Source organism: Brachybacterium subflavum (assembly GCF_009299795.1).
In the GTDB taxonomy this organism is placed as follows: Bacteria; Actinomycetota; Actinomycetes; order Actinomycetales; family Dermabacteraceae; genus Brachybacterium; species Brachybacterium subflavum.
Genome location: NZ_VIGP01000004.1, coordinates 229,191 through 247,977, shown reverse-complemented (window position 1 = coordinate 247,977; position 18,787 = coordinate 229,191). Strand labels below are relative to the sequence as shown.

The following is an 18,787-nucleotide window of genomic DNA, read 5'->3' as shown; positions in this document are numbered from 1 at the left end:
CACTTCCACCCGGAGGTCCCTCGATGCTCACACGCCGTTCCCTCTTCGCGTCCGGACTCGTCATGGGGTCCGCCGGCCTGCTCGCCGCCTGCGGCGGGTCCGACGACTCCAGCTCTTCCGGCTCCGGCTCGGACGCCGGCGGGGCCGACGGCGCGTTCCCCGTCACCATCTCCACGCTGTTCGGCGACGTCGAGATCACCGAGAAGCCCACTCGCGTGGTCGCGCTGGGCTGGGGCGACGCGGAGACAGCGCTCTCGCTCGGCGTGCAGCCGGTGGGCGCCTCCGACTGGATCGCCTTCGGCGGGGAGGGCGTGGGCCCCTGGGCCAAGGGGATGTACGACGAGGCCCCCACGATCATCGAGACCCTCGAGCCCGACTTCGAGGCCATCGCCGCGCTCGAGCCGGACCTGATCCTGGACGTCAAGAGCTCGGGCGACAAGGACCGCTACAAGCGCCTCTCCCAGATCACGACCACCGTGGGCGTACCGAAGGACGGCGCGAACTACCTGGTCTCCCCGAAGGACCAGCTCGCGATCATCGGCAAGGCGCTCGGCGCCACGGCGAAGGCCGACGAGCTCCAGAAGGGCCTCGACGAGAAGTTCTCGAAGGTCGCCGACGCGCACCCCGACTGGAAGGGCATGTCGGTGACGGTCGCGACGAAGACCTCCGAGGGCTGGGGCGCCTACGTCGAGGGCGAGACCCGCCTGGGCTTCCTCGAGAACCTCGGCTTCACCCAGTCGAAGAAGATCGCGGCGCTGCCCACCGGCGACTCCGGATTCTCCGTCTCGATCTCCGCCGAGCAGCTCGACGAGCTGGACGCCGACCTCGTCGTCGCCTTCCCGATCTACATCAAGACCACCGACATCACCGACGACAAGCAGTGGAAGCAGATCCCCGCGGTGGCCGACGGACGCGATGTGGTCGTGGACGGCGACCTCTCCAGCGCCTTCTCCCTGGGCACCGTGCTCGCCCAGGAGTACGCGCTCAAGCAGCTCCCCGACAAGATCGAGAAGGCCCTGGGCAGCTGACCCGACCCGCCGCACCCGGCCGTCGCCCTGTGCGGGTCTGCGGACCTTTCGCGTCGCTGAATGGTCCGCAGACCCGCACAGGCGGGTCGGCGCAGGCCGCCGGGCGGCGCCCCATCGGAGGGGTCAGGCCGGGACGTCGGCCTCGCGCACGCGCAGCTGGCGGGCGACGGTGTCGCGGCCCTCGATGATCGGGCGGCGCAGGCCGAGCGGCGCGGAGGTGTGCGCGGCGAGCCACGCGTCGGCCGCCTCGACCACCGACTCCCCGCCGAAGTCCGCCGGGAAGTAGCCCTGGATGAGGCGGTTGGCGATCTCGCTCGAGCGGTTCTCCCACACGCCCTCGAGCATGTCGAAGTAGCGCGACTCGTACGGCGCGATCAGCTCCGGCTCGCTCACGCGGCGGAAGCCCATGACCACCGAGCTCAGGGACTCGTTGGGCAGGGCGTCCTCCTCGACCGTGGCCCGCCAGGCCTCGGCCTTGGTCTCCGGCGTCGGCCGCGCGGCCTTCGCGGTGAGGGCCTTCTTGCGACCGGACTGGGTGTCGTCGGTGGCGAGCACGGTGTCGATCGCCGCGTCGTCCATCCTGCCCAGGGCAGACAGCGCGATCACGAGCGACCAGCGCAGGTCGGTGTCGATCTCGCGTCCGGGCAGGGTCACCGTGCCGTCGAGCAGCGACTCGAGGATCCCCGCGTGCTCGTCTTTCGAGGAGAGCAGCGCGAACTCGGTGACGAACTGGAACTGGGCGTCGCTGCCGGCCTCGGCGGCCTGGGCGAGCTCCCAGAGGGCGTCGGCCGCGGAGGTGGTCCGCGCGGCGCGCTCGGCCGGAGAGGCGTACGGGCCGGCGACCGAGGCCAGCTGGCCGAGCAGGGTGCGCAGCACGCTCGAGGAGTCCTCGCCCGTGATGTTCGCGAGGACGAGCTCCTGGAAGCGGCGGCTGGGCAGCTCGGCGTCGCGCACCATGTCCCAGGCGGCCGACCAGATCAGGGTCCGCGCCAGCGGGTCCTCGATGTCGCGCAGGTGCTCCATGGCCACGCCCAGGGAGTCCTCGTCCAGGCGGATCTTCGCGTACGCGAGGTCGCCGTCGTTCAGCAGCCAGAGGTCCGCGCGCGTGCCGACGAGCGCATCGACCTCGGTGACCTCGCCGTCGACGTCGATCTCCACGCTCTCGGTGCGGCGCAGCGCTCCGCCCTCGAGGGTGAAGCCGGCGATGCCCAGGCGGTGGGGTCGCAGGGTGGGGTGCTCGGGCGCGGCGGTCTGCTCGATCGCGAAGGAGACGACGGTTCCGTCGGCCTCCCGCTCGATGCGCGGACGCAGGGTGTTCACGCCCGCGGTCTCCAGCCACAGCTGCGACCAGGAGGCGAGGTCGCGCCCGCTGGTCTCGGTGAGCTCGGTCAGCAGGTCCTTGAGCTCGGTGTTGGACCAGGCGTGCTTGCGGAAGTACGCGCGCAGGCCCTCGAAGAACGCGTCCTTGCCGACGTAGGCCACGAGCTGGCGCAGCACCGAGGCGCCCTTGGCGTAGGTGATGCCGTCGAAGTTCGTCTCGACCGCGTCGAAGTCGACCATGTCGGCCACGATCGGGTGGGTCGAGGGCAGCTGGTCCTGGCGGTAGGCCCAGGCCTTCTCGGAGCTCGCGAACGTGGTCCAGGCGTCGGTCCACGTCGTGGCCTCGGCGCTCGAGAGGGTCGAGGCGTACTCGGCGAAGGACTCGTTCAGCCACAGGTCGTCCCACCAGCGCATGGTCACCAGGTCGCCGAACCACATGTGCGCGAGCTCGTGGAGGATCGTGAGGTCGCGGCGCTCGCGGATCGCGTCGGAGACGTCGGAGCGGAACACGTAGGACTCCACGAACGTGATGGCGCCCGGGTTCTCCATCGCGCCCATGTTGTACTCCGGCACGAAGATCTGGTCGTACTTGGGGAACGGGAAGTCGCAGTCGAAGGCCTCCTCGTAGAAGTCGATGCCGGCCTTCGTGATGTCGATGATGTTCTGGGGGTCCAGGTGCTCGGCGAGCGAGGCGCGCGCGTAGACGCCCATGGGGATGGTGCGGCCGTCGCGCGTGGTCACGGAGCCCTCTCCGCCCTCGTAGGTGCCCGCGATGAGCGCCGTGAGGTAGGTGGAGATGGTCGTGGTGGGCTCGAAGGCCCAGGTCGCGGTGCCCTCGGCGGCCGGGGCCGGCTGCGGGGTGGGGGAGTTGGAGATGACGCGCCAGTGCTCGGGCGCGGTGATCGTGAAGCGGAAGGTCGCCTTGAGGTCGGGCTGCTCGAAGTTCGCGAACATGCGGCGGGCGTCGGAGACCTCGAACTGCGTGTAGAGGTACACCGCGTCGTCGACCGGATCCACGAAGCGGTGCAGGCCCTCGCCGGTGTTCATATACGCGCCGTCGGCCAGGATCCGCACGGTGTTCTGGCCGACGGCGAGCTCGGGCAGCTGCACCCGGGCGCCGTCGAAGCGGGAGGCGGGGTCCTCGAGCAGCTCGCCGTTGAGCTCGATCTCGCGGACCGACGGGGCGATGAGGTCCACGAAGGTGGGGCGCGCCTCGGTCGAGGAGAAGCGGATGGTCGACTCGGTGACGAAGGTGGTCGGGCCCGTGGTCAGGTCCAGGCGCACGTCGTAGGTGTCGGTGGTCAGGAACGAGGCGCGCTCGCGCGCCTCGTCGCGGGTGAGGTTCTCAGAAGGGTTCACAGGCATGATTCCCATCCTGCCACCGAGGCGCGGGCCGACGGACCGGAACGGGGGAGCGAGCCCGGTCAGGACCGACGGGTCCGGGATGGGGGACGGGACCGCCTGTCCCTCAGCGCTTCTGCGTCAGGTCCAGGTCCCAGGAGTAGTGCGCGGGCAGCGGTGGGATCGACCAGCTGGGGTCGGGGAAGAAGTGCTCGAAGCCCGCGGAGAACGGGTAGCTCCACTCCTTGATGTCGTGCTCGGCGGTGCGTCCCGCGGCCCTGATCTCGCTGGCCTCGCCAGGGGAGAAGTAGCCCACGCTCTCGGCGCCCTCGAGCTCGTCCTCGTCCTTGTAGTGCCAGTCGCGGCGCGGCAGCACGACCAGATCGAGCACCAGGTCGCGCGTGCGCACGCCCTCCTCGGTGCGCTCGAAGGGGGTCTCGAGGTTCACGTAGTAGCAGCCCAGCGAGCCGTCGTCCTTGTAGAACAGCCACACCGAGTAGGGGCGGCCGGGCAGGCCGATCATGAGGATGCCGTTGCCCGTCCACAGCTGCTTGGACTGGACGCGGGGCCTCGTGAACATGCCTTCGTCCCCGGCGCGGCGCAGCGGCGCACCGTTCTCGAGGACGGGCAGCAGCACCTCGGTGCCGGGCGCGATCCAGACCACCAGGCCGCGCTCGTCGTCGTCGAGGACCACGGTGCCGGGGCGGACGGTGCGGGTGGGGTGCTGGAGGGTGTAGTAGGTCCAGGTCACCTGATCGCCGGGTGACCAGTGCGGTGTGGAGGACATGACGTCTCCTGGCCGGGTAGGCCCCACGGGGACCCGGGACGACCGGCCCGCCGGCCCAGGATCTTCACCCCGCGAGGGGAAGGTGTATGAGGCGACCATACCGCGCAGGACGTGCAGTGCAGGGGAGGAGCCGAGGTCCGATGCGGGCTGCGGCAGGACGGCCGCGCGGCGCGTGCGCGGCGCGCGGGGCGGGGCGTCCTCCGATCGCCGGCTGCTCGGCGTGTCGGGAGGGGCCGCTTGACACGAGTGTTCGCATTTGCAAACATCTCTGCATGGTCGGCGGGATCAGCCGGCGCGGAGCACTCGATCATCGGGTCCGCACAGCAGCGGGCCGAGGGGAGACGGGCGATGAGCACGAGAACCTGGAGCATGGCGCGCCGCGCGGTGCGACTGCTGGTGGCGCTGCTGCTGGTGCAGGCCCTCTGGACCCTGGGCGCGGGCAGCGCCCGGGCCGAGGGGGACGGCGGATCCGGCGGGCAGGGCGAGGGCACCGACGCGACCGTTCCCACGATGCTGATCCTGGACGCCTCCGGATCGATGGCGGCGAAGGACGGGGACTCCTCGGGCGCGACCCGCATGAGCGTCGCCAAGAGCGCCGCCGACTCCCTCGTCGACGAACTGCCGGACGGCGCCGAGCTGGGCCTCGAGGTCTACGGAGCGCACACCGGGAACACGGCCGCGGACAAGGCGAAGGGCTGCAAGGACGTCGACGTGATCGCGGGCGTCGGCACCGACAACCAGAAGGACCTCCACGCGGGGATCGACGGTGTGGACGCCTCGGGGTACACGCCCATCGGGAAGGCGCTGAGGACGGCGGCGAAGAAGCTGCCCTCGAAGGGCGAGCGCTCGATCGTGCTGGTCAGCGACGGCATCGACTCCTGCGCGCCCCCGGACCCGTGCGCGGTCGCCAAGGACCTCAAGAAGCAGGGCGTGGACCTCGCCGTCCATGCGATCGGCTTCAAGGTGGACGCCGATGCCCGCAAGAGCCTGCAGTGCGTCGCCGATGCGACCGGCGGCACCTACACCGACGTCTCCGACGGCGACCAGCTGAGCACCCAGCTCACCGCGCGCACCACGCGCGCCCTCCAGGGGTACCAGGTCGAGGGCGACGCCGTGAGCGGAGGGAAGAGCACCGACGAAGCCCCCGGGATCGACGCCGGCGCGTACCTCGACACCTTCGCGCACGGCTCGACGGAGGACCTCGGCGACGACGGCCTCACGAAGTACTACAAGATTCCCGTGAGCCCGGGGGAGCGCGTGCACGCCTCCGCGGCCATCGTCCCGCCGCCCGGCGACCGCGGCTGGGCGACCGACGACGATGACTCCCACGTCATGTTCCTCGACGCGCACCTGGTGACGGCCGACGGCGAGGAGTGCGACGACGCCACCACCGACAACATCGGCAACATCACCGACTCGGAGACGCCCGTGCGGGCATCCGCCGATTCGCAGCCCGCGGGCGGATCGGGATGCGAGGGCGCGGACGGCGCCCTGTACCTCGCGGTCGAGCGCTCGGGCGCGAAGCTCGCGGACCAGCCGCTGCCCGTCGAGATCCGCGTGGGCGTACAGGGGAAGAGCAGCGACTCCCTGCCGAAGGCCGAGGAGGCCTCCGACGCCCCGAGCGTGAAGGAGCAGTCGCGCGTGAAGGGAACCGTGGAGCTGGGGCGGTCTGCCGCCCAGGCGCCCGACCTCACCCCCGGCACCTACCGCGTGAAGATGGTCCCCGGCGACGTCGGCCTCGTGAAGGTCCACGCCGAGGAGGGGCAGCGCCTGAGCTGGCACCTGAGCACCGAGCACGCCGTCGACAAGGTCGACGACGACAGCTCCACCCCCGACGTCGAGACGGCGAGCATGGTCATGCTGAACCCGCTCCTGCAGCCGGTTCCCGCCGCGGGCTCGGGCGACGTCACGGAGATGGTCGTGAGCGAGGACGACCAGTACGCCAAGAGCGACAGCATGTCCGCCCCGGTGCACCTCTCCGTCCTCGACGACGACTACTTCACCGGCTCCGAGCCCTGGCTGGGCGGGGACCAGTACCTCCAGCTCGGCCTGGGCTCCGGCGGAGGCTCCGCGGACGACCAGAAGTCATCCGAGCCCAGCACCTTCCTGCTCACCGTGCAGGTCGACGGGACCGCCCAGACGACGCCCGACCTGGTGCGCACCGAGGCGGAGCACGAGGACGGCGCCGCCGTCACCGACCAGGATGTGTCCGCGGCGGGTTCCACGGGTGATGACTCCACGAGCGGCACGGGCTCCGCGTCCGACGACGGGTCGGCCGACGGGTCGGGCGGTTCGCCCTCCGACGGCGGCGGTGCCTCCGATGCGGAGGACTCGCCGCGCGCCTCGGCGGAGCACAGCAGCCCCGCGCGCACGGCGCTCGTCGTCGGCGCGGTCGGTGCCGGGGTCGTGGCCCTCGCGGCGATCGCCGTCGGCGTGGTGCTGCTGCGCCGGCGCCGCGGCTGAGAGGGACCGTCTCCGTCGGCCCGTTCCGCCTCAGTCGGCCCGTTCTGTCCCGGCAGGCCGTCGGTCCCCCAGTGCTGACTCGAGCAGGCCCCGCAGACGCGGTGCGGAGCCGGCGGAGAGCCCGTCCAGGGCCGCGCGCAGCTCGTCCTCGCCCAGCTCCTCGCGCAGCATCGCGGCGAGCTCGCCGGCGCGACCGGTGCTGTCCTCGGCGCGGGTGCGCCGCGTGTCGGTGCGCATCTGCGTGGTGGTCGCGATGTCGGAGGCTCCCACGGCCTCGAGGATCTGCTCGGCGCTCGCGGGTGTGTCGACCTCACCGGCGCGCTGCTCGAGGACGGCCATGCGCTCGTGCGCCAGAGGGTTGCCCATCTTCACGCGCTTGGCCGAGATCAGCTGCGAGAGCATGGGTGCGCTGATCCCGAGGGCTCGGGCCAGGCGTCGCTGCGAGACCCCGTAGGTGCGCGTGATCGCCCCGAGGCGCACCTCGAGGGTCTCGCCGTACAGGGCGCGCTGTGCCTCGCGGTTCGCGTCGAGCTCGTCGGCGGCGGGGGTCATCGTTCCTCCCAGGTGAAGGTGTCGTCCCCGCTGCGGGTGCAGGTCACGGCGGTGCCATCGGATGTCGTGGACTTCTCGCCCTCCAGGTTCCAGGCGCAGGCTCGACCGGCGACGGGCTCCGCGGAGACGTCCTCGGACGCGGATGCGGTGTCCGAGGGAGTGCCGGGCGCCGTGGAGGGGGCGTCGGACGGGGGCGCGGCGGAGCTGCTCGCCGGGGACGACGAGCGGGCTCCCGACCCGCTCGGCCCCTCGGCCCCAGCGCGCATCGCGAGCGCTCCGAGCACGATCGCGACCACGAGGGCGAGCGCCGCGATCACGGCCAGCACGATCACCGGACGCAGGGTCGCGCGCCGGGGATGCGGCTCAGCTGCTGTCGGCGCTGCCGGCGCTGCCGGCGCTGCCGGCGCTGCCGTGCGCTGCTGCGGAGCCGGCGCCGCCGAGGTGTCCTCGACCTGCGGGGTGACGCGAGTCGGTCCCCCGTCATCTCCGAGCCGGCTGGTCGAGGGTGTGGCGTCCTCGTCTCGCGCGGGCCGCGCGGACGGGACCGTGTCCGCATCCGGCGCTGTAGCTGGGGTGGGAGCAGGAGCAGGAGCAGGAGCAGGAGCAGGAGCAGGAACGGGCGCGGAGGCGGGTTCGGAGTCGGGCGCGGAGGTCGATGCCTTCCCCGTCGACGGGCTGGATCCGGGAGCCGCGGAGGGTGTGGCGCGCGCGGCGCGCTCGCTGATCCGCTCGTGCAGGCTCGTGCTGCGCGGGGCGAGCGCGTCGGGCCCGTCCGCGGGGATCTCGGGCAGGTCGCGCGCGGATGAGCCCTCCGGGAGCGGATCCAGCAGGTCGAACACCTCGAAGGGGTCGCCGTCGGCCGTGACGAGCCAGCGCGGGGCAGCGCGCGTCGGCCCCGGGAGGGCGTCGCGCGCGGCGCTCGCCGTCGGCCTCAGGGCGGGATCGCGCTCGAGCATCGCGTGCAGCGTCCGGTGCAGCTCGGGAAAGGACCCGTCGAGGGCTCCGGCGAGGAGCGCCTGCGGGTCCTGGCCCGCCTCGAGATCGGCGTGCACGCCGAGGCCGCGCAGGGCCACGGCGCCGGCGGCCCAGACGTCCTGGGCGGCGCTCGCGCCCTCGCCGCGCAGCCGCTCGGGAGACATGAAGCCGGGGGTGCCGTGGACGAATCCGGTCTCCGTCAGACGCGCGTCGTCCTCGTGCAGGGCGATGCCGAAGTCGGCGAGCCGCAGGTGCGGGCATCCGGTGCCGGTGACCTGCAGGAGGAGGTTCGCGGGCTTCACATCCCGGTGCAGCCAGCGCTTCCCGTGCATCGCCGCGAGCGCATCGAGCAGCTGACGGGTCAGCTCGGCGACGAGCAGAGGATGCAGCGCACCGTGATCGGCCAGCGACTGGCCCAGTGTGCCGCCGCGGATCAGCGGCATCGCGAGCACCACCGCGTCGTCCTCGGCGACCCACGTGTAGGGCGGCAGCAGGTGCGGGTGCGCGCCGAGAGCGCGCGGACCGTGCGCTCCGACGGACTGCTCGCGCACGAAGCGCAGCACGTCCGCCCCGTCGCGCTGGCGCATCACCTTCGCCGCGCAGATCGCCCCGAAACGCAGGTCCACGGCGCGCCACAGCGCCCCGGAGGCGCCGCGCGCGAGGGGGTCCAGGAGGTCGATGCGACCGGCGATGACGTCGGACATGGCATGGTCATCGTACGGTTCCGTGTTCCTCGCCGCCCGTCGTCGGCGCGCTCGCTTGACAGTTGTGTTTGCTATTGTGAATACTCGGCTCCGAATTGGGGGCCGGCAGGACGGCGCCGATGACGAGGGGGAGACCATGGGCGAGGGAACCCGCACCGACCACGAGCGCACGAAGTGCACCGGCGCAGCCGGGTCGGGAACGACGGCCCGGGCCGGACTGCTCTCGGCCGCGCTCGGCCTCGTCGCCGCGCTGCTCCTGCCCGCGGCACCCGCGCTCGCCGACCCCGGGGACGGCTCGGACGGCTCCGGAGGAACGAGCGGCAGCGGCGTCTCGGCGACCGTGCCCACCATGCTCATCCTCGACGCCTCGGGCTCGATGGCCGCGGAGGACGGCGACTCCTCCGGCAGCACCCGCATGGAGGCGGCCAAGAAGGCGGCCACGTCGCTCGTCGACGACCTTCCCGACGGCGCGCAGCTGGGTCTCACCGTCTACGGGGCGCGCACCGGGAACACTGCAGCGGACAAGACGAAGGGCTGTCAGGACGTCCAGGTCGTCACTCCCGTCGGCGCCGACGACTCCGATGCGCTGAAGAAGGGGATCGACGGCACGCAGGCCAGCGGGTACACACCGATCAGCACCTCCTTGAAGGAGGCCGCAGCGGCCCTGCCCAAGACCGGCGACCGGGCGATCGTACTGGTCAGCGACGGCATCGACTCCTGCTCCCCGCCCCCGCCCTGCGAGGTGGCCCAGCAGTTGAAGAAGGAGGGCGTGGACCTCACGATCCACGCGATCGGCTTCCGCGTGGACGCGAAGGCGCGGGCGGACCTCTCCTGCATCACGGACGCGACCGGCGGCACCTACTCCGACGCGAGCTCGGGCGACGAGCTCGAGGAGCAGCTGGTCACCCGCGCCACGCGCACCCTCCAGGGGTACGAGGTGGGCGGGACCCCGGTGAGCGGTGGGCAGTCCCCGCAGAAGGCGGCCGCGATCCAGCCGGGCGACTGGCTGGACACCTTCGCGACCGGCGCCGAGGACTACACCGACGAGGGTGAGAAGAAGTACTACCGGATCGATCTCGCGAAGGGGCAGCGGGTGCACGCCTCGGCGACGATCATCCCGCCGCCCGGTGACAACGGCATCGGTGACTCCGGCTCCACGGACCAGCTCTGGCTCGACATGGACGTGGTGGATGCCGACGGAGAGTCCTGCGCCGCCGCGAACGACGGCAGCATCGGCTCCACCATGACGGCCGACGAGCCCGTGGGGGCGCAGGCGGACTCCGCACCCGCCGGCGACGACGACGGCTGCGCCGCCGGGCCCGTCTACCTCGAGGTCGAGCGCAGCGGCACGAAGTATGCGGACCAGCCGCTGCCCGTCGAGATCACGACCGCCATCGAGACGGCCGGGGCCGACGGGAGCTCCGACGGGACGAAGGACGGGGGAGGTGCCGCTGCAGGGGAGCCCGCGAGGGCCTCGGAGAACAAGGGGACGACCCAGGGCGCAGCCCCGACGGAGCTCACCGAGCTGGGCCGCTCGCCGTCCTCCGCCCCGGTGCTGGAGCCGGGGGACTACGAGATCGAGATGGTGCCCGGTGACTTCCGCGCTCTCGCGGTGCAGGTCGACGAGGGCCAGAGGCTCTCCTGGTCCATCGAGCCCGACGACGACACCTCCGACGGCCCCGATACGGAGCTCGACGTCGTCCTGCGCAATCCGCTGCGGCAGGTCGTCTTCCCGCAGGACATCACCGCCTTCGACACCGTGAACACCACGGGCAGGACGGGCGGCGGCATGTCCGCCCCCGTGCAGCTGGCGAACCGGACCGCGGACGACGAATCGGTGTCCACGAACTGGCTGGGCGGGCGCCAGGAGATGGACCTGGCGATGACGACGCTCGGCGGCACGGACACCGACGCGAAGAAGCAGACCCGCCGCTACCACCTCACGATCGCCGTGGACGGGAAGGCGGGCCAGAACCCTGATCTCGTCACGGAGCCGGTGCCCCCGAAGGACCCCGCCGCAGGATCCGGTGATGCACCGGACGCGGCGGACCGGGCCGACGGCGGGTCGTCGGGCTCCGGCGAGGCGTCGGGCGCCGGCACCCGGCCAGCCCTGGTCGTGGGTGCGGTGGGAGCGGGTGCGGTCGCCCTGCTCGCTGCCGGGGCGGCACTCGTCCTGCGCGCGCGGCGCCGTCGCTGACGCGGGCCCGGCTCGGTCGATTCCGGCCCGGGGTCGCTCCCGTCCTCAGTCGTTCCCGCTCCAGGCGGCCCAGAGCTCGGCGTAGACGCCGCCGTGGTCCACGAGTTCCGCGTGCGGGCCCTGCTCGACGACGCGGCCGCCCTCCATCACCAGGATCCGGTCGGCCTCCTTCGCCTGGGACAGGCGGTGGGCGACGATCACCGTGGTGCGGTCGCGGGCCACCTGGGTCGCGGCGCGCTCGAGGACGCGGGCGCCGGAGGAGCCCTCGTCGGCCGTGGCCTCGTCGAGCACCAGCACCGCCGGATCGCGCAGCGCCACCCGGGCGAGCGCGAGCTGCTGGGACTGCTCGGCCGTCAGCCGCTCGCCCTTCTCGCCGACCTCCGTGTCCAGACCGCGGGGGAGCAGCTCGGCCCAGGCGTCCGCCTCGACCTCGCGCAGCGCCGCCCAGAGCTCCTCGTCGGTCGCCTCGGGACGGGCCAGCCGCAGGTCCTCGGCGAGCGTCCCGCGGAACACATGGACGTCCTGCGAGACGATCACCGCGTGGTGGCGCACCGACTCGAGGTCCGCGCGGGCGAGGTCGGCGCCGCCGTGGAGCACGGAGCCGTGGCGCGGGGTGAGGGTGCCGGTGATGATCGCGGCGAGCGTCGACTTGCCGGCGCCGGACGCCCCCACGAGGGCGATCGACTCGCCCGGTGCGATGTCCAGGTCGATGGGCTGCAGCACGGTGCGCTCGGCGCCGTCCGCGTCCTCGCCGTAGGCGTGGGAGACGTCGCGCAGACGGATCGAGGCGTCCGCCGGCACCTCCTCGCCGGGGGAGGACGCCGGATCGATCGACTCGATGACACCCACCATGCGGGTGAGGCTGGCCACCGCCGACTGCACGTCGTCGAGGCTGAACAGCAGGTTCATCATCGGCCACAGCAGCGAGATCAGGTAGAGGGCAGCCGCGGTCACCAGGCCCACCGGCGCCCCGCCCACGTGGACCATCGCGTAGCCGAGGATCAGCACCAGGGCGATCGACAGGTTCTCCGGCCACACGACGATCTTCACGACCTTCGTGACCAGGCCCATCACTCGCATGGCCAGCACCGCGGCGGTCTCCGAGAGGACCGCGACGTGGCGGGTCTCCCGACGCTCGATGCCGTAGGCGTGGACGGTGGGGATGCCGTGGATCGCCGAGAGCAGGCCCTGGGCGCGGGCGCCCATCGCGACGCGCTCGCGCCGGTAGATGGGCGCCGTGCGCCGCAGGTACCACACGCCCGTGGCCGCGTACATCGGCACCACCACGACCACCAGGATCAGCAGCCACGGCGAGAGCGTCGCCATGCCGATCAGCGTGACCACCACGTAGAACCCCATCTGGATGAGGTTCGGGACCACGTTGTTGACGGCGCGCGCGGTGACGTCGACGTCGTCGGCGACCCGCGAGAGGGCATCGCCGATGCCGGTGACCTCCATGGTCTGCGCGGGGAGGTCCAGGGCGCGGTCGATGACGTCCTCGCGCATGGCGGCGAGCACCCGCTGGCCCATGCCGCTCACGAGCGCCCAGCCGAGCGCGGAGAGCACGGCCTGCAGCACGCCGGCGAGCATGATCAGTCCGCCCTGGCGCCACACGGCGGCGGAGCCCTCGCGGTCCTGGACGATGTCGACGGCCCCGCCGATCAGGCGCGGCATCCACGCGGCGGCGATCGCGCCGCCGATCACCACCAGCAGGGTGAGCAGGGTCGAGGGCCAGTGCGCGAGAAGGCGCCGGCCCACGTGCGAGAAGGACGTGCCCACCGAGGCGATCGGCAGGATCTGGGCGTGCTCGTCGAGCTGGCGGCGCGCGGTCGCGTCGGACTCGAGCACGTCCTCGGCCTCGTGGTCCCACCGGACGGCTGCCATGTCGGGGATCATCGGCGCACCATCTCCCTGTAGTCGTCGCGGTCCATGAGGTCCTGGTGGTCGGCGCGGGCGGTGATCCGGCCCCCGCGCACGTAGAGCACCTCGTCCGCCTCGCGCAGGAGCGCGGGGGCGCGGGTGACCAGCAGCGTCGCCCGATCGGGGACGCGGCGGGCCGCCACGAGCGCCTCGGCGATGTGCTGCTCGGTGACGGCGTCCACCGCGGTGGTCGGATCCTGCAGCACGAGCACCGGCGCGTCCGAGGCGACGGCCCGCGCGAGCGCGATCCGCTGGCGCTGGCCGCCGGAGAGGTTCGCGCCGCGGTCGAGGATGCGGGCGTCGTAGCCCTCGGGCAGGATCCGCAGCAGGTCGTCGGCCCCCGCGGCGTGCAGGGCGGCATCGGCCCAGGAGTCGTCGCTGCCGTCGGTGGGATCGCTCGCGGGTGCCCGCGTGGCGAGCTGCTCGCGCACGGTGCCGTCGAAGAGATCGACGACGTGCGGCTCGACCAGCAGGTCCGCGCGGGTGGCGAAGCGGGTCGTGGAGGTGACCTCGGTGTCGCCGAGGTGGACGCCGGTGCGTGCCGCGCGGCCGCTGACGGCCTCCACGACCGCGTCCGCGTCGCGGGCGTCCGCGCAGGCGAGCGCGATGACGCGCCCGTCGGGCACCTCCATGTCCAGGCCCTGGAGACTGCCGGCGCCCACGCCCCGCAGGTGCAGGCCGCCCGTGCCAGCGCGGCGCTCGCCGGGCCGCGCCTCGCCGCGCTCGTCGCGCGCGGTCGCGAGGTGCCCGAGGGTCAGCGCCGGATCGTCGACCGTGCGGCCGAGGTCCGCGAGCAGGCGGCGCACGCGGTCGGCGGAGGTCGACATGCTCGCCCACCAGATCGGGATCCCCGAGAGACCCTGCAGCATGCCCATGTTCGAGCGGGCCACGCCCACCACGGCGATCAGGGTGCCGATGGTCATGTCGCCGGCGACCGTGCGCTGGGCGGCGATGATCACGACGGCCGCCATCATCGCGGCGGTCACCAGCGTGGTCAGTCCGCTCGAGACGCCCGAGTAGCGGGCGTTGACGAGCGCCGCGTCCAGGGCGATCCGCGAGCGGCGCCGGTACTGGGTGCGGGCGCGGGACTGCACGCCCAGGCCCTGCAGCACGCGCAGGCCGTGGACGAGGTCGGTCGCGGTCGCGGCGGCGTCGGCCGCACGGGACTGCTGGGCGTCGTAGCGGGCCGAGAGCACTGGGCTGATCACGCGGATCACCAGCACCATCACGGCGATACCGATGAGGGTCGCCAGCCCCAGCCAGAGGTCGAGCACCGCGAGCCAGACGCCGCTGCCGATGACCACCGCGGAGGCGGGGAAGGCCCAGGGCAGCATGTCCATGATGTCCGAGGCCTTGTCCGCGTCCGAGGTCGCGATCGAGAGCACCTCGCCGGCGGGACGCTCGATCGGCCGCGAGCGCGGGTCGAGCACGGCGCCGGTGACCGCGACCCGCAGCCGATGGCGCTCGAACAGGCGCGCCCGCTGCGAGGCGGAGAACATGAGCGTCCACACCCAGGTGCTGATGAGGCGCATCGCGAAGATGCCCGCGGCGCCCAGCAGGGTGATCGCGAGGCTCCCGCGGACGATGCCGACGTCGATGATGATGCCCACCAGGATCGGGACCAGCATGTCGACGGCCTCCACGAAAGCGGAGGTCGCCATGATCCAGGGGATCGAGCGGCGGTGGTTGCGCACGATCGACCGCATGACGGAGACACGCGGGACCGCCGCCTGCGCCGGATCCGCGGCGGGCGGGACGGCCTGCTGGCCGGAGGAGGGGGAGGCGGAATCGTGCACTCGTGAATCCCATCCCATCCGCGCGCCGGTGGCAATGTCTTTTCATGCCCCATCGAGGCCCTGCGCGCGCCCTCGTCCCGCCCTCCGGATCAGCGGGGCCGACGCCCGGTTCCCCGAGATCGTCGGCCTGCTCGGTTCGCCGGCCCCGGGACATCCGCAGCGCCCGGCCCCGTGCACGCCGCGGTGCCCGGTCGGGTGACAGAATGGGGGAGGCCGATGCCCGCACGGGCCCGGCCGATCCCCGACGCGAGAGGAAGACTCCGTGACCGCACCGCATGTCGAACTGTTCTTCGATCCGATCTGCCCGTGGGCGTGGATGACCAGCCGCTGGCTGCTGAACGCCTCCCAGGTGCGCGACGTGGAGATCACGTTCTCGCTGATGTCCCTCGCTGCGCTCAACGAGGGCCGCGATCTCGATGCCGGCTACCGCCGCAGCATGGACGACGCCTGGGGGCCGGCCCGCGTCGCGCTCGCCGTCGAGAACGCCGGCGGCAACCAGGACCTCGCCGACTTCTACACCGCCTTCGGGCAGGCCTACCACGTGGGCGGTCAGCAGGACCGCCGCGCCGCCGTGCAGGCAGCCCTCGAGCAGGCGGGGCTGGACCCGTCGCTGCTCGAGTCCTACCAGGACTCCTCCCTGGACGACACCCTGCGCTCGAAGCAGAAGGCCGTGGTCGAGCTCGTCGGCGACGAGGTCGGCACCCCGGTGATCTCCTTCGGCGACGGCCGCGCCTACTTCGGCCCCGTGATCTCCCCGGCCCCCAAGGGCGAGGAGGCCGGCACCCTGTTCGACGGCCTCGAGGCGATGAGCCGCGTCGACGGCTTCTTCGAGCTCAAGCGCAGCCGCACCGTCGGCCCCATCTTCGACTGATCCAGGACCGGGCGGGCAGGAGCCGAGCGCCCCTGCCCGCCCGTCCCCGGCTCCGACCGACCCCCTGAAAGGCTCTCCCTCCATGCACGTGCACATCGGCACAGACCACGCCGGCTTCGAGCTGAAGAACCGGCTCGTGGACTCCCTCACCGCGAAGGGCCACGAGGTCACCGACCACGGCGCCCACACCTTCGAGAAGCTCGACGACTACCCGCCGTTCTGCACCGCCGTCGGCGAGGCCGTCGTCGCCGAGCCCGGCAGCCTGGGCGTCGTCATCGGCGGCTCCGGCAACGGCGAGCAGATCGCCGCGAACAAGGTGCCCGGCGTGCGCGCCGCCCTGGTGTGGAACGAGGACACGGCGAAGCTCGCCCGCGAGCACAACGACGCCAACGTGATCTCCGTGGGGGCGCGCCAGCACACCGAGGAGGAGCTCGAGCACCTCATCGACCTGTTCCTCGCCGAGCCCTTCAGCGGCGACGAGCGCCACCAGCGGCGCATCGACCTGGTGGGCCTCTACGAGCGCACGGGCGGGTACGACCCGTCGGCCGATGGGAACTCCGCGGCCGGTTCCGGCTCCGCCGACGCCTGATGCCCGAGGGCCACACGGTCCATCGGCTCGCCTCCGCCCTCACGGCGGGCTTCGGCGGGCGCCGCGTGCGCACCTCGAGCCCCCAGGGACGATTCCCCGACGCCGCGAGCATCGACGGCTGGGTGCTGGCGGGTGCCGAGGCCGCCGGGAAGCAGCTGCTCATCGGCTTCACCCCGGAGGAGTCCGTCGACGTCTCCGACCCGGTGACCCGCTGGGTGCGCGTGCATCTGGGCCTGTACGGCTCGTGGACCTTCGCGGGGGAGGAGGGGTTCGCCCTCGCCCACGCGATCGGTGCGCCCCGAGTGCGGATCGGCGAGCGGGAGATCCGGCAAGGCAGCGGGTCGGGTGCGGCCGACGGGTACGACCTGCATGACGCCGCGACCGACGACTGGCGCCGGCTGGTCCCGCGGCCCACCACGCGCCTGCGCATCGCCGGCCCCCACGGACTCGCCGATCTCACCGGGCCCACCGCATGCGAGGTCCTCGACGCCGACGGCCGCGCCGCGGTGCTGGAGCGGCTGGGGCCGGACCCGCTGCGCGAGGACGCGGACCCCGAGCGCTTCCTCGAGAGGGTGCGGCGCTCCCGCACCTCGATCGGCGTGCTGCTGATGAACCAGGAGGTCATCGCCGGGGTCGGCAACATCTATCGGGCAGAGGCGCTGTTCCGCGCCCGCCTGGACCCCTTCGTGCCCGGAAAGGACCTCACCGAGGGCATGGTGCGCGGGATCTGGGACGATCTGGTGCCCCTCATGCGGTACGGCGCGCGGACCGGCCGCATCGTCACCACCGAGCCCGAGCACCGCGAGATCGAGGCGGTCATCCAGGAGCGCACCCGCGCCACGCGCCAGAACGGCGACGACGACCCGAGCGTGGTGCCCCGCGAGCAGTCCTTCTACGTCTACCACCGCCAGACGCTGCCCTGTCGGCTGTGCGGGACCGCGATCCGGTCGACCGAGATCGCCGGCCGCACCGTCTACTGGTGCCCCCGCTGCCAGACCCGGCGCTCGCGCCGCGCAGGCTGGACCACCGAGCACCCGGCCGCAGCCTGGGCGGATCCGCAGGACGGAGAGCTACGGTGACGGCATGCCTGATCCCGTGACCCCGCTCGATGCCGGCGCGGCCGCCGTGCTGCGCCGCGCCCACGTGCGCGAGATCGATCCGCGCACCGTCTACCTGCTCGCGAAGCTCCGCCAGGACGTCTTCACCCTCGAGCAGCACGCCGACGACGCCGACCTCGACGGCCGCGAGCTCGAGCCGTCCACGGAGCTGCTGTGGATCGAGGTGCCGGACGCGGAGCCGGTCACCGGCGGACTCGAGCGCCAACCGGTCGCCCAGCTGCGCATCCTGCGCGACCCCGACGGCACCGTGCACATCGGCCGCGTGGTGGTGCGCGCGGATCGCCGGCGCGACGGATTCGGTCGGCGCCTCGTGCGCGCGGCCCTCGACGTGGCCCTCGAGATCGCACCGGAGGCGATCGTCGAGATCGGCGCCCAGGCGTACCTCGAGCGCTGGTACGGGAGCTTGGGCTTTCAGACCACCGGCCCGAAGTTCCTCGAGGCCGGCATCGAGCACGTGCCGATGCGCTACGTGCACCCGCGGGACTGATCCGCGCGGAGCGGGAGGGGCGGATGTGTGCGCCCCGGCCTGGGCGCGCCCCGTCCTGACCCGCGCGAAGAGCGTGGAAGCAGAGCGTCGGGCCTGAGCGGCGTCCGCCGAACAGGGCCTGCGTCGGACAGAGCCTGCGCTCAGCCGCGCGGCGCCTTCTCCTCGATGAGCCGGCCCATCTCCTCCCGACCGAAGAAGGCGACCGAGTCACGACCGCTCGGAGTGCCCGCATCGGGATCCGCCCCGGCATCCAGGAGCGCGGACACCACGTCGTCGTACCCCTTGAACACGGCGCCCGCGAGCGGCGACTGCTGGCGGTCGTTGAGCTGATCGACGTCCGCACCGCGGGCGGCGAGCTCACGCACCAGGTCCGCGTGCCCGTGGTAGGCGGCGAGCATGAGCAGCGAGTTCCCCCGCGAGTCCCGCATGGCGACCGGCGCCCCCTGATCCAGCAGCGGCAGCAGGGCGTCGCCTCGGCCCTCACGGGCATCGTCGAGCATCCTCCGGGCCAGTGCGAGCACCTGCTCGTCCTGCTCCTCGGTGGTCAGCGGCGATGCGGGCTGCGAGGAGGCAGGCTGTGAGGTGTCGGGCTGCGTGGGCTCGGGCTGCGCGGCGTCGGAAGTCATGCGCACCAGGGTA

Annotated in this window: 14 protein-coding genes; 7 read left to right on the top strand and 7 right to left on the bottom strand. The window is 72.7% G+C overall.

Going from position 1 to position 18,787, the window contains the following annotated elements; genetic code table 11:
- Positions 1 to 23: 23 nt before the first annotated feature.
- Entirely contained in the window at positions 24 to 1,028 is a 1,005-nt protein-coding gene (locus FHG10_RS11400; protein ID WP_152353455.1) for an iron-siderophore ABC transporter substrate-binding protein, read from the top strand.
- Between the two features lie 123 nt (positions 1,029 to 1,151).
- Here FHG10_RS11400 and pepN read toward each other — a convergent pair whose 3' ends face one another.
- Positions 1,152 to 3,713 (bottom strand): aminopeptidase N, encoded by a 2,562-nt coding sequence (pepN, locus tag FHG10_RS11395; RefSeq protein ID WP_152353454.1) that lies wholly within the window; start codon positions 3,711 to 3,713, stop codon positions 1,152 to 1,154.
- Positions 3,714 to 3,816: 103 nt separating this feature from the next.
- Positions 3,817 to 4,476, bottom strand: a complete 660-nt coding sequence (locus FHG10_RS11390; protein WP_152353453.1) for a DUF402 domain-containing protein — start codon at positions 4,474 to 4,476, stop codon at positions 3,817 to 3,819.
- A 348-nt stretch (positions 4,477 to 4,824) separates the two neighbouring features.
- Between FHG10_RS11390 and FHG10_RS11385 the strand changes: the two genes are divergently transcribed.
- Entirely contained in the window at positions 4,825 to 6,939 is a 2,115-nt protein-coding gene (locus FHG10_RS11385; RefSeq protein WP_152353452.1) for a vWA domain-containing protein, read from the top strand.
- 30 nt (positions 6,940 to 6,969) lie between these two features.
- Here FHG10_RS11385 and FHG10_RS11380 read toward each other — a convergent pair whose 3' ends face one another.
- Together FHG10_RS11380 and FHG10_RS11375 are read right to left on the bottom strand one after the other, a co-directional pair.
- Positions 6,970 to 7,491, bottom strand: coding sequence for a DNA-binding protein (locus FHG10_RS11380; RefSeq protein WP_152353451.1), 522 nt, complete (start codon positions 7,489 to 7,491; stop codon positions 6,970 to 6,972).
- On the bottom strand, positions 7,488 to 9,170 hold the full coding sequence (locus FHG10_RS11375; protein ID WP_193636285.1) for a serine/threonine-protein kinase: 1,683 nt from the start codon (positions 9,168 to 9,170) through the stop codon (positions 7,488 to 7,490). The genes FHG10_RS11380 and FHG10_RS11375 overlap by 4 nt, the downstream gene beginning before the upstream one ends.
- Before the next feature lie 136 nt (positions 9,171 to 9,306).
- On the opposite strand from FHG10_RS11375, the gene FHG10_RS11370 reads away from it, so the two are divergent.
- Positions 9,307 to 11,367: a vWA domain-containing protein gene (locus tag FHG10_RS11370; protein WP_193636284.1), complete on the top strand. Its 2,061-nt coding sequence runs from the start codon at positions 9,307 to 9,309 to the stop codon at positions 11,365 to 11,367.
- A 45-nt stretch (positions 11,368 to 11,412) separates the two neighbouring features.
- Here the strand turns inward: FHG10_RS11370 and FHG10_RS11365 are convergent, their stop codons facing one another.
- Together FHG10_RS11365 and FHG10_RS11360 are read right to left on the bottom strand one after the other, a co-directional pair.
- Positions 11,413 to 13,251 carry an ABC transporter ATP-binding protein gene (locus FHG10_RS11365; RefSeq protein ID WP_152353448.1) on the bottom strand — a complete coding sequence of 613 codons (1,839 nt, stop codon included), beginning with the start codon at positions 13,249 to 13,251 and terminating at the stop codon, positions 11,413 to 11,415.
- Between the two features lie 8 nt (positions 13,252 to 13,259).
- Positions 13,260 to 15,083, bottom strand: coding sequence for an ABC transporter transmembrane domain-containing protein (locus FHG10_RS11360; protein WP_227488199.1), 1,824 nt, complete (start codon positions 15,081 to 15,083; stop codon positions 13,260 to 13,262).
- Positions 15,084 to 15,345: 262 nt separating this feature from the next.
- Here FHG10_RS11360 and FHG10_RS11355 point away from each other — a divergent pair, with 262 nt between their 5' ends.
- The 4 genes from FHG10_RS11355 to FHG10_RS11340 all read left to right on the top strand — a co-directional run bounded on the left by FHG10_RS11355 (position 15,346) and on the right by FHG10_RS11340 (position 18,148).
- Positions 15,346 to 15,954 (top strand): DsbA family protein, encoded by a 609-nt coding sequence (locus FHG10_RS11355; protein ID WP_152353447.1) that lies wholly within the window; start codon positions 15,346 to 15,348, stop codon positions 15,952 to 15,954.
- Between the two features lie 82 nt (positions 15,955 to 16,036).
- On the top strand, positions 16,037 to 16,543 hold the full coding sequence (locus FHG10_RS11350) for a ribose-5-phosphate isomerase (protein WP_152353446.1): 507 nt from the start codon (positions 16,037 to 16,039) through the stop codon (positions 16,541 to 16,543).
- Entirely contained in the window at positions 16,543 to 17,622 is a 1,080-nt protein-coding gene (locus FHG10_RS11345; RefSeq protein WP_152353445.1) for an Fpg/Nei family DNA glycosylase, read from the top strand. The genes FHG10_RS11350 and FHG10_RS11345 overlap by 1 nt, the downstream gene beginning before the upstream one ends.
- A 4-nt stretch (positions 17,623 to 17,626) precedes the next feature.
- Positions 17,627 to 18,148: a GNAT family N-acetyltransferase gene (locus tag FHG10_RS11340; RefSeq protein WP_152353444.1), complete on the top strand. Its 522-nt coding sequence runs from the start codon at positions 17,627 to 17,629 to the stop codon at positions 18,146 to 18,148.
- A gap of 140 nt (positions 18,149 to 18,288) precedes the next feature.
- Here the strand turns inward: FHG10_RS11340 and FHG10_RS11335 are convergent, their stop codons facing one another.
- A complete protein-coding gene (locus FHG10_RS11335) occupies positions 18,289 to 18,774 on the bottom strand; it encodes an ankyrin repeat domain-containing protein (protein WP_152353443.1) in 486 nt (161 codons plus the stop codon).
- Positions 18,775 to 18,787: the final 13 nt, after the last annotated feature.